Annotated in this window: 12 protein-coding genes; 8 read left to right on the plus strand and 4 right to left on the minus strand. The window is 70.6% G+C overall.

The features are described 5' to 3' along the window. The first annotated feature begins 70 nt into the window (after positions 1 to 70). The gene (locus ACNYS0_RS08920) at positions 71 to 1,126 is read left to right on the plus strand and encodes a lipoate-protein ligase LplAB (RefSeq protein ID WP_422472118.1); all 1,056 of its coding nucleotides are present in this window, start codon (positions 71 to 73) and stop codon (positions 1,124 to 1,126) included. A gap of 18 nt (positions 1,127 to 1,144) precedes the next feature. Here the strand turns inward: ACNYS0_RS08920 and ACNYS0_RS08925 are convergent, their stop codons facing one another. Together ACNYS0_RS08925 and ACNYS0_RS08930 are read right to left on the minus strand one after the other, a co-directional pair. Beyond that, positions 1,145 to 1,567, minus strand: coding sequence for a PPOX class F420-dependent oxidoreductase (locus ACNYS0_RS08925; protein ID WP_422472119.1), 423 nt, complete (start codon positions 1,565 to 1,567; stop codon positions 1,145 to 1,147). A gap of 195 nt (positions 1,568 to 1,762) precedes the next feature. Continuing rightward, positions 1,763 to 2,638 (minus strand): LysR substrate-binding domain-containing protein, encoded by an 876-nt coding sequence (locus tag ACNYS0_RS08930; RefSeq protein WP_422472120.1) that lies wholly within the window; start codon positions 2,636 to 2,638, stop codon positions 1,763 to 1,765. Positions 2,639 to 2,756: 118 nt separating this feature from the next. On the opposite strand from ACNYS0_RS08930, the gene ACNYS0_RS08935 reads away from it, so the two are divergent. Continuing rightward, on the plus strand, positions 2,757 to 3,926 hold the full coding sequence (locus ACNYS0_RS08935; RefSeq protein ID WP_422472121.1) for an L-talarate/galactarate dehydratase: 1,170 nt from the start codon (positions 2,757 to 2,759) through the stop codon (positions 3,924 to 3,926). Between the two features lie 204 nt (positions 3,927 to 4,130). Beyond that, positions 4,131 to 5,048 carry a 5-dehydro-4-deoxyglucarate dehydratase gene (kdgD, locus tag ACNYS0_RS08940; protein WP_422472122.1) on the plus strand — a complete coding sequence of 306 codons (918 nt, stop codon included), beginning with the start codon at positions 4,131 to 4,133 and terminating at the stop codon, positions 5,046 to 5,048. Between the two features lie 49 nt (positions 5,049 to 5,097). On the opposite strand, the gene ACNYS0_RS08945 is transcribed toward kdgD, so the two are convergent. Beyond that, positions 5,098 to 5,826, minus strand: a complete 729-nt coding sequence (locus tag ACNYS0_RS08945) for a FadR/GntR family transcriptional regulator (protein ID WP_422472123.1) — start codon at positions 5,824 to 5,826, stop codon at positions 5,098 to 5,100. A gap of 71 nt (positions 5,827 to 5,897) precedes the next feature. Then, entirely contained in the window at positions 5,898 to 6,665 is a 768-nt protein-coding gene (locus ACNYS0_RS08950) for an SDR family NAD(P)-dependent oxidoreductase (RefSeq protein ID WP_422472124.1), read from the minus strand. Positions 6,666 to 6,834: 169 nt separating this feature from the next. Between ACNYS0_RS08950 and ACNYS0_RS08955 the strand changes: the two genes are divergently transcribed. The 5 genes from ACNYS0_RS08955 (at position 6,835) to dgoD (ending at position 13,378) form a co-directional block, all read left to right on the plus strand. Further along, positions 6,835 to 8,862, plus strand: coding sequence for a beta-galactosidase (locus ACNYS0_RS08955; protein ID WP_422472125.1), 2,028 nt, complete (start codon positions 6,835 to 6,837; stop codon positions 8,860 to 8,862). 100 nt (positions 8,863 to 8,962) lie between these two features. Then, entirely contained in the window at positions 8,963 to 10,294 is a 1,332-nt protein-coding gene (locus ACNYS0_RS08960) for an ABC transporter substrate-binding protein (protein WP_422472126.1), read from the plus strand. 119 nt (positions 10,295 to 10,413) lie between these two features. Further along, a complete protein-coding gene (locus tag ACNYS0_RS08965) occupies positions 10,414 to 11,277 on the plus strand; it encodes a carbohydrate ABC transporter permease (protein WP_422482528.1) in 864 nt (287 codons plus the stop codon). After that, a complete protein-coding gene (locus ACNYS0_RS08970) occupies positions 11,274 to 12,164 on the plus strand; it encodes a carbohydrate ABC transporter permease (protein WP_422472127.1) in 891 nt (296 codons plus the stop codon). The genes ACNYS0_RS08965 and ACNYS0_RS08970 overlap by 4 nt, the downstream gene beginning before the upstream one ends. A gap of 65 nt (positions 12,165 to 12,229) precedes the next feature. Continuing rightward, entirely contained in the window at positions 12,230 to 13,378 is a 1,149-nt protein-coding gene (dgoD, locus tag ACNYS0_RS08975) for a galactonate dehydratase (protein ID WP_422472128.1), read from the plus strand. Positions 13,379 to 13,467: the final 89 nt, after the last annotated feature.

The following is a 13,467-nucleotide window of genomic DNA, read 5'->3' on the forward strand; positions in this document are numbered from 1 at the left end:
AACCCGGAATGTCCGGACTCCGGATAGCGTTGTCCGCGAGGACGGACAACCTGGTGGAAGGCGGCACACCGTGCACGGCGAGTACAAGATCCCCGGCGGCAAGCTCGTCGTCGTCGACGTCAACGAGGTGGGCGGGGTGCTGCGGGACGTCCGCGTCGCGGGCGACTTCTTCCTCGAACCGGACGACGCGCTCCTCGCGATCAACGCCGCGCTCGAAGGCGCCCCGGCCGACGCCGACACCGCCGCCCTCGCCGCCCGGATCGACGCGGCGCTGCCGCCCGGCACGACCATGCTCGGCCTGACGACGGAGGGTGTCGCCACGGCGGTGCGCCGCGCGCTGGCCCAGGCCACGGACTGGCGGGACTACGACTGGCAGCTCGTCCACGACGCGCCCCAGTCCCCCGTCCTGCACATGGCGCTCGACGAGGTGATGGTGGAGCAGGTCGCGCTCGGCAAGCGCCCGCCGACGCTGCGCGTGTGGGAGTGGGACCGGCCCGCGGTGATCATCGGCAGCTTCCAGTCACTGCGCAACGAGGTCGACCCGGAGGGCGTGGCTCGGCACGGTGTCACCGTCGTTCGCCGGATCTCGGGCGGCGGCGCGATGTTCGCCGAGCCCAAGTCCACGATCACGTACTCGCTCGCGGTGCCCGAGTCCCTGGTCTCCGGCCTCTCCTTCCAGGACTCCTACGCCTACCTCGACGACTGGGTGCTCGGCGCCCTCGCCGACATGGGCATCAAGGCCTGGTACCAGCCGCTGAACGACATCGCCACGGACGTCGGCAAGGTCGCGGGCGCCGCGCAGAAGCGGGTCGCCGCCGGGCAGGGCGCGGTGCTGCACCACGTGACGATGTCGTACGACATCGACGCCGACAAGATGGTCGACGTCCTGCGCATCGGCAAGGAGAAGCTGTCCGACAAGGGCACGAAGAGCGCGAAGAAGCGGGTCGACCCCTTGCGCCGCCAGACCGGCCTGCCCCGCGAGGAGGTCATCACCCGCATGATCGACTCGTTCCGGAACCGCTACGGCCTCACGGACGGCAAGGTCACCGACGAGGAACTGACCCGCGCCCAGGACCTCGTCCGCACCAAGTTCGGCACGGACGAGTGGACGGCGCGGGTGCCGTAGCCTCCGGCCGGACCGGCGTTACACGGTGGCCTGATCACTGTCGCGGAACTCGCCCCAGCCGTGCCAGCGCTCGATCTCCATGACCGCCGTGAACCGGGCGCGCTCGCGCTCCGGGTAGGGGCCGCCCGCGTAGTGGGTCGAGATCCGGTCGATGTCGGCGAGGCCCTTGTCCTCGCGGATCTCGACGACCCGGCCGATGAGGGTGATGTGGGTGTACCAGCTGTCCTTGTCGAGGACGGTGAGCGTGAGCCGCGGGTCGCGCCGCAGATGCCCGAGGCGGACCCGCCCCTCGTCCATGTTGAGCAGCACGCGCCCGTCCTCCCAGAGGTACCAGGTGGCGGCGGACACGGGCGACCCGTCCGACCGGAGGGTGGCAACGGTGGCCGGATTGGCCCGCTCCAGCATGCCAACGGCTTCAGCGGACAGCGGCGGCTTGGACACGATTCCTCCTGCTACGTCGAGGTGTACCCGCCCGACCCTAGTGACCCCGAGCCTGGGCCACACTTTCCCGGCGGCAGATTGCCCAAGGCGAGACGGCATCGGCCAGTGCCGCCACATCAAGCCCCTGCGGCGATTGAGCAGCGGGGTCCGGGGCGGAGCCCGAGGGCGGAGGACGGTCGGCCGTAACACGTCCGGTCACAGCAACCGCAGAAGCGCATGCAAGGCCGGATTGTCATTCGCCTTCCGCCACACCAGATGCAACTCCACCGGCGCCGCATCGGACAGCTCCAGCGGACGGAACGCGATCCCGGGAAACCGCATCTGCGCGGCCGACTCCGGAACGAACGCGATCCCCCACCCCGCATGCACCATGGCCAGCAGACTGTGCACCTGGCTGAGGTACTGCGTGAACCGCGGCCGCACCCGCGCCTCACGGAAGATGCTGACCAGCAGTTCGTGGAAGTAGCGGGCCTCGATCGGCGAGTACATCAACACGTCCTGCCCGTCGAACTCGCCCATCGGCAACGGCCCTTCGCCCTCGGCGAGCGGATGCCCGCTCGGCACCGCGGCGAGCAGCCCCTCGCGCGTGGTCGACCGGGTCTCCAGGTCGGGCCCGGTGCTGGAGGGCCGGATCATGCCGAGGTCGAGAGATCCCTCGGTGAGGGCCTCCAACTGGTCGCGCGTCACCTTCTCCCGCAGCACGATCTCCGTACCGGGCATCGAGGTCCGGGCGACATCGAGCAGCGGACCGAGCGCGGAGTACGCACTCGCGGCGGTGAAGCCGACGGCGATCGCGCCCGCCTCACCCGTCGACACCTGCCGCGCGGCGAGCGTGGCCGCCTCGGCCTGCCGCAGGATCGTGCGCGCCTCGTTGAGGAAGGCGCGCCCCGCGGGCGTGAGACGGACGGTGCGGTTCGTCCGATCCAGCAACTGGACGTCCAGCTCGTGCTCCAGGAGCTGGATCTGCCGGCTGAGCGGGGGCTGTGTCATCCGCAGCCGCTCGGCGGCCCGCGTGAAGTGCAGTTCCTCCGCGACGGCCACGAAGCTCGCCAGCTGCGCAAGCGTGAACAACGATGCCCTCCAGGTATTGAATCATCCAAAAACTATGTTTGACGTGGATTAATCGCCGACCTTAGCGTCAACAGGAACCAACGGCTCACACCCCCAGGGATTCGCAGTGGTGACCAGCATGTCCGCAGCCAGTTCAGCCGCCTCCCGCCAGGGCGGGGCGACCCTCGACACCATCGCCTGGATCAAGCTCTCCTCCGTCACGCTGCCCCTCGCGACGCCGATCAGCGACGCCAAGGTGCTCACCGGCCGGCAGAAGCCGATGACCGAGGTCGTCTTCCTGTTCGCGGAGATCGAGACCGCTGGGGGCCACTCCGGCATCGGCTTCGGCTACTCCAAGCGCGCCGGCGGCCCCGCCCAGTTCGCGCACGCCAAGGAGATCGCCGACAACCTGATCGGCGAGGACCCCAGCGACATCGGCCGGCTGTGGACGAAGCTGGTGTGGGCCGGCGCCTCCGTCGGCCGCAGCGGCGTCGCCACGCAGGCCATCGCCGCGATCGACATCGCCCTGTGGGACCTCAAGGCCAAGCGGGCAGGCCTTCCGCTCGCGAAGCTGCTCGGCGCCCACCGCGACTCGGTGCAGACGTACAACACCTCCGGCGGCTTCCTGCACACGCCCACCGAGCAGGTCCTCGAGAACGCCACCGCCTCCCTGGCCAGCGGCATCGGCGGCATCAAGATCAAGGTCGGCAACCCGGACCGCAAGGCCGACCTCGCCCGCCTCACCGCCGTACGCGAACACATCGGCGACGACGTGCCGTTGATGGTCGACGCCAACCAGCAGTGGGACCGGCCGACCGCCCAGCGCATGGGCCGGGCCATGGAGGAGTTCGGCCTCGTCTGGATCGAGGAGCCGCTCGACGCCTACGACGCGCAGGGCCACGCCGCGCTCGCCGCCTCGCTCGACACCCCCGTCGCCACCGGCGAGATGCTCGCCTCGGTCGCCGAGCACGTCGAGCTGATCAAGGCGAACGCCTGCGACATCATCCAGCCCGACGCCCCGCGCATCGGCGGCATCACCCAGTTCCTCAAGCTGGCCGGCCTCGCCGAGCACCACAACCTGCAACTGGCCCCGCACTTCGCGATGGAGATCCACCTCCACCTCGCCGCCGCCTACCCGATCGAGCCGTGGGTCGAGCACTTCGACTGGCTGGAACCGCTGTTCAACGAGCGCCTGGAGACCCGCGACGGCCGCATGCACGTCTCCTCCCGGCCGGGCCTCGGCATCACCCTGAGCGAGCAGGCCCGCGCCTGGACGGTCGCGACGCACGAGGTGGGCGCGCGCCCGTAACCCGCCCCTTCCCCGCTCTCTGGCGCGGACCCCGCTGACGGACAGCGCGGGGCCCGCGCCAGAGCCATGTCCAGGCCGCCCCGCCATACCCACCGGGTATCACTGGATGCGAAAACGGTGTTGGACGCGCATGACTGACGCCTCGTAATGTCGTACTCACACCCGCTCTTCACCGACCTCGCGACCCGCAGGAGCAGACCACCCATGTCCTCGTTCACCCCGTCGGAGCTCGGCCAGCGCATCGGCTCGGGCCTGCTCTCCTTCCCCGTCACCCACTTCACGGCCGACGACCTCGCCTTCGACGAGGCCGCCTACCGCGCCAACATCGAGCGCCTGTCGGCGTACGAGGTCGGTGGGCTCTTCGCCGCGGGCGGCACCGGCGAGTTCTTCTCGCTGACCGCCGCCGAGACGGACCGAGTGGTGACGGCGGCCGTGCAGGCGGCGCCCGAGGGCACCCCGATCCTCGCCCCGGCCGGTTACGGCACGCGCACCGCCATCGAGTACGCGCGGGCTGCCGAACGGGCGGGCGCCGACGGTCTGTTGCTCTTCCCGCCCTACCTCACGGAGGCCTCGCAGGACGGTCTCGCCGAGCACGTCGAGGCGGTCTGCAAGGCCACGGACCTCGGTGTCATCGCCTACGGCCGGGCCAACGCCAAGTACAGCGCGGACACCCTGGCCCGCGTCGCCGAGTCCTGCCCGAACCTGATCGGCTACAAGGACGGCGTCGGCGACATCGACGCCATGACCCGCATCCGCACGAAGCTCGGCGACCGCTTCACGTACGTCGGCGGCCTGCCGACGGCGGAGATGTACGCCCTCCCCTACCTCGAACTCGGCGTCACCACCTACTCGTCGGCGATCTTCAACTTCCTGCCGGAGTTCGCGCTCGACTTCTACGCCGCCGTCCGCGGCCGGGACCACGCCACCGTCCTCAAGCACCTGCGCGACTTCGTGCTCCCGTACACGGAGCTGCGCAACCGCAAGGCGGGATACGCGGTCAGCATCGTCAAGGCGGGCATGACGGCGACGGGCAACCCTGCGGGTCCGGTGCGGCCTCCGCTCGTCGACCTCACGGAGTCGGAACTCTCCGAGCTGAGCGGGCTGATCGGTACGACTGCATAGAGCCCCTGCGGCGATTGAGCAGCGGGGTCCGGGGCAGAGCCCCGCGACGTCAACGCCGCCCCCGCAGCCACTCAAGGTCCCGCGCGGCCTGCGCCAGCAGCGTCCGCATGGAGGACTCCGCCGCATCCGGGTCCTGGGCACGCACCGCGTCCAGGACCGCCCGGTGACTGGGCACCGGATCCTTGGGGTGGCGCCCCGACGCATGCACGAGGCGGTCGCGGTGGGCGAGGCCCGCGGCGATCACCAGGTCCATGCGTTCGAGCAGTTCGTTGTGGGAGGCCCGCAGCAGCGCGCCGTGGAAGGCGAGGTCCGCCTCGACCGCGTGGGCCGCGCCGTCCTCTGCCTCCTCGCCCATCGCCGCCAGCGCCGCGTCGAGCGCGGCCAGGTCGTCGTCCGTGCGGCGGCGCGCGGCGAGCCGCACCGCGGCCGGCTCGACGATGCCGCGCACCTCGTCCAGGTCGCCGAGCAGCGGATTGCCCGCGCCCGCCGCGAGCCCGCCGTCCACCGACTCGAACTGCCAGCGCAGCACGTCCGCGTCGAGCAGGTGCCAGTCGGCGCGGGGCCGCACGAAGGTGCCGCGCTTCTGCCGGGCGTCGACCATGCCCTTCGCGGCGAGCACCTTCAGGGACTCGCGCAACACGGTGAGGCTGACGCCGAGTTCGCCCTGGAGCGCGCCGAGGTCGAGGGTGTCGCCCTCCCCTATCCGGCCGCTCAGCACCCGGTGCGCGATGGTCTCCACGGTCTGCCCGTGCACTCCGCGGCGCGCGTACCCCGCCATGTCCTACCTGCTGTTCTCTCGAAGTCTCGGCCCGCCAAGTATCTCCGGGGCGGCGGGAGTTCACCCCGTGTTCACGCCGATGACTTCAGCACGCTCCATCCGCCGTCGACCACGAGGCTCGTCCCGGTCACGTAGGAGGCCTCGGGCGAGGCGAGGAAGGCGATCGCGGACGCCACCTCGTCGGGGCTGCCGAAGCGGCGGGCCGCGGTCCCGGCGACGCTCGCCTCCCGCTCGTCCTGCGGCACCCGGTCCCACACCCCGGTCAGGATCGGGCCGGGCAACACCGTGTTGACCCGCACCGACGGCCCGTACTCCACGGCGAGTTGGCTGCTCAGCGAGAGCAGTCCGCCCTTGGCCGCCGCGTACGCCGGATGGCCCGGAATGCCGTGCCGGGCGTGCACGGACGAGACCAGGACGACCGCTCCGTCCTGAGCGCGCAGGTCGTCCAGGCAGGTCCGTACGCCGAGGAACGCGGCGGTGAGCCCGATGGACAGCTGGCGGTTCCAGGACTCGGGCGAGGTCTCGTGCGCGGGGGCGACCTCGATCTTCACGGCGTTGCTGACCAGGACCCCGACAGGACCGAAAGCGTGCGCGGCGGTCAGCACCTCCTGCCAGGAGTCCTCGCGGGCGACGTCGGCGGGCACGAACGCGGCGCGGCCGCCGTCCCGGCCGATCTCCTCGGCCACCTCAACCCCGCGCCGCTCGTCGATGTCGGCGAGCACGACGGCCGCGCCCTCCGCGGCGAGCCGGCGCGCGGTGGCGGCGCCGATGCCCGCGGCGGCTCCGGTCACGACGGCGGTGCGTCCGGCGAAGCGGTCGGTGGCGCGCGGGGCTTGCATGGGCTGCCTCCTGGTTCCGGTGACCCGTGAACATGGTCGTCAATTGTTCGCCTGTTCAGGGGGTTGACCCCCTCCGTCCACGCTCCTATATTCCGCCACGTTAATTCCTAATTAATGGATTGAACAGACCGGGCACGACCAGCGAATCCCACGGATCGAGTGAGGTGCGATGCTCCACTTCGGCGCCGACTACAACCCCGAGCAGTGGCCCGAGGAGGTCAGGTCCGAGGACACCCGGCTGATGAAGGAGGCCGGGGTCACCATGGTCACGGCCGGGATCTTCTCCTGGGCCAAGGTCGAACCCCGGCCGGGCGAGTACGACTTCGGCTGGTTCGACCGCGTCATGGACGACCTCGCCGACGCGGGCATCCGGGTCTGTCTGGCCACCATGACCGCGTCCCCGCCGCCGTGGCTCTCGCACCTGCATCCGGAGGTCCTCCCGGAGACCGAGGACGGCCGGCGCAAGTGGCCCGGCGGCCGCCAGCACTACTGCCCCTCCAGCCCCGTCTACCGGGAGCACGCCACCCACCTCGTCGAGCGCCTCGCGACCCGCTACGCCGGCCACCCGGCCCTGGACACCTGGCACATCGGCAACGAGTACGGCTGCCACACCCGCCAGTGCTACTGCGAGGTGTCGGCCGCCGACTTCCGCCGCTGGCTGCGCGCGCGGTACGGATCCGTGGACGCGCTCAACGAGGCCTGGTCCACGGCCTTCTGGTCGCAGCGCTACGACGACTTCACCGAGGTCCTGCCGCCGCGCCTCGCCCCGACCTTCGCCAACCCCGCGCAGCAGCTGGACTACTGGCGCTTCAGCGACGACGCGCTGCGCCAGTGCTACCTCGCCGAGGAGGCGGTCCTGCGCCGCGTCACACCCGGCGTGCCGATCACCACGAACCTGATGCCGAACCACAAGCCGGTCGACGCGTTCGCCTGGTCGGAGCACATGGACGTGATGGCGCTCGACCACTACCAGGACCCGTACGAGGCGGACCCGCACCTCACCGCCGCGTACAACTTCGACCTGATGCGCTCGGCCCGCGGCGGACAGCCCTGGCTGCTCCTGGAGCAGGCCCCCAGCGCGGTCAACTGGCGTCCCCGCAACAGCCCGAAGCAGCCCGGCCGGATGCGGCTGTGGAGCTGGCAGGCCGTCGCGCAGGGCGCCGACGCGGTCCTGTACTTCCAGTGGCGCCAGTCGCGCGGCGGCGCCGAGAAGTACCACTCGGCGATGGTGCCGCACGCCGGGACCGACACCCGTGTCTTCCGCGAAGTGTCGGACCTCGGGCGGGAGTTGGCGTCCGTCCCGGAGATCGCGGGCACCCGCTCGACCGCCGACGCCGCGCTCCTCACCGACTGGAACAGCTGGTGGGCCCTGGAGCTCGACTCGCACCCCTCCACGGCCCTGAACCAGACCGACATCAACCTCGCGCACCACCGTGCCCTGTTCGACGCGGGCGTGCCGTGCGACATCGTCCCGCCGGACCGCGACCTGTCCTCGTACAAGCTCGTCGTCGTGCCGAACCTGTATCTGCTCAGCAAGGAGAACGCCGAGCGGCTCGCGGCCCACGTCGAGGGCGGCGGGCACCTCGTCGTGTCCTTCTTCTCCGGCATCGTCGACGACTGCGACCGGGTCGAACTCGGCGGCTACCCGGCCCACCTGCGGCGCCTGCTGGGCATTCGCACGGAGGAGTTCTGGCCGCTCGACGAGGGTCAACACCTGCGCGTACGAGGCGAGTTGACCGGCCGGGCCGATCTCTGGTCCGAGGCCATCGACCTGGAGGGCGCCGAAGCCGTCGCCCGCTTCGAGGACGGCGAACTCTCGGACCGCCCGGCGGTCACCCGCCACACGTACGGCGAGGGCACGGCCTCGTACGTGGGCACCCGCCTCGAACCGGCCCTGCTGCGGGCCCTGTTGGACCGGGTGCGCGGGGAAGCGGGAGTGGCCCCCGTCCTGCCGAACCTGCCCGCGCACGTCCAGGCAACCGTCCGCGAGGGAACGGACGCCCGCTTCCTGTTCCTGCTGAACCACGGCACGGACGCCGTGACCGTCGAGCTGCCGGAGCCGATGCGAAACCGACTCACCGCCGAGCCGGACCCCGTCTCCCGCGTGTCCCTGCCCGCCTACGGCGTCGCCGTGCTCCACACCTCATCCCAATCAGGCCCCGGCGCCTCATCCCAATCGGGCCCCAGCGCCGGTTGAGCAATTCAAGCCCCTGCGGCGATTGAGCAGCGGGGTCCGGGGCAGAGCCCCGCGACCGCAACGCCGTGCGGCCGCAACCGCACTCTGACAAGGAGGTCAGATGCCCCCAACCCCCACCCGGCGAAACGTCCTCACCTGGGCCGCCGCCACCGCCGCGACCCCCGCCCTCGCGGCCTGCGGTGAATCCGCCGGCGCCGCCCGCATGTCGAAGGACCACGGCCGCAAGCCGGGCCAGAAGGTCACCCTCAGGATCTGGACCTGGGTGCCGCTGCAAAAGGCCGTGGCGCTGTGGAACAAGCGCAACCCCGACATCCAGGTCGTCGCACAGATGGTGCCCGCCAACACCTCCGGCGGCTACCAGAAGATGCACGCCTCCCTGAAGGCCGGCAACCCGCCCGACCTCGCCCAGGTCGAGTACTACGCGCTGCCCGAGTTCATGCTCGAGGGCGGCCTGACCAACCTGAGCGAATTCGGCGCGGACAAGCTCAAGGACCACTACGTCGACTGGCAGTGGAAGCAGGGCGTGTTCGCGGGCCGGACGTACGCGATCCCGCAGGCCTCCGGCCCCATGGGCCTGTTCTACCGCAAGGACCTCCTGGAGAAGTGGGGCGTCGAGGTCCCCCGGACCTGGGACGAGTACCGCACCGTCGCGAAGAAGGCCAAGAAGCACGGCTCGTACATGACGGCCTTCCCGCCGTCCAACGCCCAGTGGTGGGCCTCCTTCCCCTGGCAGCGCGGGGCCCACTGGGTGCGCACCGAGGGCGACACCTGGATCGTCGACCTGACGTCACCGGAGTCCCTCGAGGTCGCCGACTACTGGGACGGCCTGATCCGGGACCGGGTCCTGCTGGAGACGCAGGACGCGCAGAGCGCCTTCTACAAGGGGCTCCAGACCGGGCAGCTGGCGACCTGGCCGGGCGCGCAGTGGTACGACGCGCTGATCCGCGGCAACGCCCCGCGCACCAAGGGCAAGTGGGCGGTGGCCGAGCTGCCGCAGTGGGAGGCGGGCGCGCACGCCTCCTCGAACTGGGGCGGCTCCTCCACCGCGGTCCTCCAGGGCTCCCAGCACCCGGTCGAGGCACTGAGGTTCGCGCACTGGCTGAACACGGACCCGGACAGCATGAAGCTGCTGATCGAGGCCGGGTACGGCTGGCCTGCGGCGAAGATCGACCTTCCGCGGACCCCGCTCGGCAAGCCCGACCCGTTCTTCGGCGGCCAGCGCTACAACGAGGTCTTCCAGACCTCCGACCGCAACGTCGACACCTCCTGGCGGTACGCGCCGACCACCACGCAGTCCTTCACCCACATCCAGGACAACCTGGCGCTCGCCCTCGCGGGCAAGGGCACGTTCGTGGACGCGCTGAAGGACGCGCAGACCAAGTTCGTCGACGACCTCAAGGCCAAGGGACTCAAGGCGAGGAGCGCACGATGACGACATCTTCCGTGAGGTCCGCGCGGTCCGGCGCCAACGGCCCGGCGCCCACGGCCGCGGCCCCGAAGGCCGGCGGGCGCCGCCGCACCCGGCGGGCCAGGCCCGACCGCAAGGCGTGGATGTTCCTCGGACCGTTCCTCGCGGTCTATCTGTTCGCGATGATCATCCCGGTGTTCTACGCGATCTACCAGAGCCTGCTGAAGGTCGAACGTTCGGGACCGCTGGGGCTGGGTTCCCCCAAGGTCGTCTTCGGCGGCCTCGACAACTACGCGATCGCGCTCCAGCAGGACGCGTTCCTGGAGGGCTTCGGCAGGGTGCTGCTCTTCGGCATCGTGCAGGTCCCGGTGATGCTGCTGCTTTCGCTGGTCCTCGCGCTGCTGCTCGACCAGATCTCCGACCGCTGGGCCGGCCCGATGCGGGCGACGTACTTCCTCCCGTACGGCATCCCCGGCGTGATCGCGACGATCCTGTGGGGCTTCCTGTACGTCCCCGGCATCAGCCCGATCACGGAGATGCTCGGCGACCTGGGCTTCCAGCCGGACTTCCTCGGCCCGGACAACGTGCTGTGGTCCATCGCGAACATCGTGATCTGGGAGTTCGCGGGCTACAACATGCTGATCATCGTCGCCCAGCTCAAGTCCGTCCCCCAGGAGCTGTACGAGGCCGCGAAGATCGACGGCGCCGGGCCCTGGCAGGTCGCGCTGCGCATCAAGATCCCGCTCGTCCGCCCGGCCCTCGTCCTCACCTGCGTGTTCTCCATCATCGGCACGATGCAGCTGTTCGCCGAGCCGCTCGTCCTGAAGAAGATCGCCCCGGCCGTCACCCCCGACTACACGCCGAACCTCAGCGCGTACTTCGACGCCTTCTCCAACGCCAACATCTATGTGGCCGCCGCCAAGTCCGTGATCCTCGCCGTCGTCGCGATGGTCCTGTCCTTCGGCTTCCTGAGCCTCGTCACCCGCAAGCAGAGGAGCGAGCGATGAGCGCCGTCGACGTCAAGCAGCCCGAGGGCGTGACCGCCGACAGGCCGCGCCGCTTCACACCGGGCCGGATCGTGCTGGTCGCGGTCCTCACCATCGCCGCGATCTACTTCCTCGTCCCCGTGTACTGGCTGATCGTCGCGGCGACGAAGAACAACGACAGCCTCTACGGCTCGTTCGGCTTCTGGTTCGACAACCCGCAGCTGCTGCACAACCTGGGCAACGTCTTCTCCTACGACCACCACGTCTATCTCCAGTGGGCGCTGAACTCCCTGCTGTACGCGGGGGTGGGCGCGGTGCTGGCCACGCTGTTCTCGGCGGCGGCCGGTTTCGCGCTCGCGAAGTACCGGTTCCGGGGCCGCGAGGCGGTGTTCAAGTTCGTCCTGGCGGGCGTCCTGCTCCCCTCGACGGCTCTCGCCCTCCCCCTGTACCTCCTCTTCAGCAAGCTGCACCTGACGGACACGTACTGGGCGGTCCTGATCCCCAGCATCGTCTCCCCCTTCGGCGTGTACCTGTGCCGGATCTACGCGGAGGCGTCCATCCCGGACTCGCTCCTGGAGGCGGCGCGGGTGGACGGCGCGGGCGAGGAGCGGATCTTCGCCACCCTCGTCCTGCGCATCATGACCCCGGCGCTCGTCACGGTCTTCCTCTTCCAGTTCGTGCACATCTGGAACAACTACTTCCTGCCGTTGGTGATGCTCTCCGACGACCGGAAATACCCCATCACGCTCGGCCTGGTCACCTGGCAGCAGGCCGCCGACCGGGTCCCGGAGCTGACGCAGTACACCATCGGCGGCGCCTTCGTCTCCGTCATCCCGCTCGCCGTCGCGATGCTCGTCCTCCAGCGCTTCTGGCGCACGGGTCTGACCGAGGGCAGCGTCAAGGAGTAGCCCGGACGCGAGCAGGGAGCACGCGAGCAGGGAGCAGCAGTCGACAGAGCAAGGGAGCACCAGGCTTGAAGATCACCCGAGTCGAGACCTTCGCCGTACCGCCGCGCTGGCTGATGTGCCGGATCGAGACGGACGACGGCCTCGTCGGCTGGGGCGAGCCCGTGGTGGAGGGCCGCGCCGACACCGTCCGCACGGCCGTCCACGAACTCGCCGACCAGTTCCTGCTCGGCGCGGACCCGCTGCGCGTCGAGGACCACTGGCAGCTGATGACCAAGGGCTCGTTCTACCGGGGCGGTCCCGTCCTCTCCAGCGCCGTCGCGGGCCTCGACCAGGCGCTGTGGGACATCGCGGGCCAGGCGTACGACGCGCCCGTGCACCAGCTCCTGGGCGGTGCCGTACGCGAGCGGGTGCGCGCCTACTGCTGGGTGGGCGGCGACGAACCGGCCGAGCTGCGCGACCAGATCGCCGAGCAGGCGGCGGCCGGTTTCACGGCGGTCAAGATGAACGGTTCGGGCCGCGCGAACCGCCTCCCGACCGTCGCCGAGCTGGACGCCATGGCGGCCCGCGCCGCGGTGGCCCGCGAGGTCCTGGGCCCCGAGGGCGACTTCGCCGTCGACCTCCACGGCCGGTTCACGGTGGCGGGCGCCGTCCGCGCGGCGGCGGCCCTCGAACCGTACGGCCCGATGTTCGTCGAGGAGCCGGTGCTTCCCGAGTACACGCACCGCATCGGCCGGGTGGTGGAGTCCACGACGACGCCGATCGCGACGGGCGAGCGGCTGTACTCCCGTACGGAGGTGCTCCCGGCGCTCCAGTCGGGGGTGGCGGTGGTCCAGCCGGACCTCTCGCACGCGGGCGGCATCTCGGAGTCCCGGCGCATCGCCTCCCTCGCCGAGACCTTCGACGCACTGGTCGCCCCGCACTGCCCGCTGGGCCCCGTCGCCCTGGCGGCAAGCCTCCAACTCGCCTTCTGCACACCGAACTTCCTCATCCAGGAACAGTCCATCGGCATCCACTACAACCACGGCTCCGAGCTCCTCGACTACGTGGCGGACCCCGAGGTCTTCCGCTTCCACGCGGGCCACTTCGCCCGCCCCGCACTGCCGGGCCTCGGCGTCCGCATCGACGAGAAGGCGGTCCGCGCGGCGGACGGCTCGGCGGCGAGCTGGCACAACCCGGTGTGGCGGCATGGGGACGGGTCGTTCGCGGAGTGGTGAACCGGGCCCGCCCACCGCTGTGACCAGCATGCGGACAAATGGACGGTGCCCTTCCGGTGGCTGCATACGATTCCGCGACACACACCACC

Origin of the sequence: Streptomyces anthophorae, from assembly GCF_049310305.1 — a bacterium.
Classification (GTDB): Bacteria; Actinomycetota; Actinomycetes; order Streptomycetales; family Streptomycetaceae; genus Streptomyces.

What these genes read in the sequence shown, in the direction of transcription:
- ACNYS0_RS08935 (WP_422472121.1), top strand. Translation starts at nt 2,757, where the DNA reads ATGTCCGCAGCCAGTTCAGCCGCCTCCCGCCAGGGCGGGGCGACCCTC.
- kdgD (WP_422472122.1), top strand. Translation starts at nt 4,131, where the DNA reads ATGTCCTCGTTCACCCCGTCGGAGCTCGGCCAGCGCATCGGCTCGGGC.
- ACNYS0_RS08945 (WP_422472123.1), bottom strand. Translation starts at nt 5,826, where the DNA reads ATGGCGGGGTACGCGCGCCGCGGAGTGCACGGGCAGACCGTGGAGACC.
- ACNYS0_RS08950 (WP_422472124.1), bottom strand. Translation starts at nt 6,665, where the DNA reads ATGCAAGCCCCGCGCGCCACCGACCGCTTCGCCGGACGCACCGCCGTC.
- ACNYS0_RS08955 (WP_422472125.1), top strand. Translation starts at nt 6,835, where the DNA reads ATGCTCCACTTCGGCGCCGACTACAACCCCGAGCAGTGGCCCGAGGAG.
- ACNYS0_RS08960 (WP_422472126.1), top strand. Translation starts at nt 8,963, where the DNA reads ATGCCCCCAACCCCCACCCGGCGAAACGTCCTCACCTGGGCCGCCGCC.
- ACNYS0_RS08965 (WP_422482528.1), top strand. Translation starts at nt 10,414, where the DNA reads ATGTTCCTCGGACCGTTCCTCGCGGTCTATCTGTTCGCGATGATCATC.
- ACNYS0_RS08970 (WP_422472127.1), top strand. Translation starts at nt 11,274, where the DNA reads ATGAGCGCCGTCGACGTCAAGCAGCCCGAGGGCGTGACCGCCGACAGG.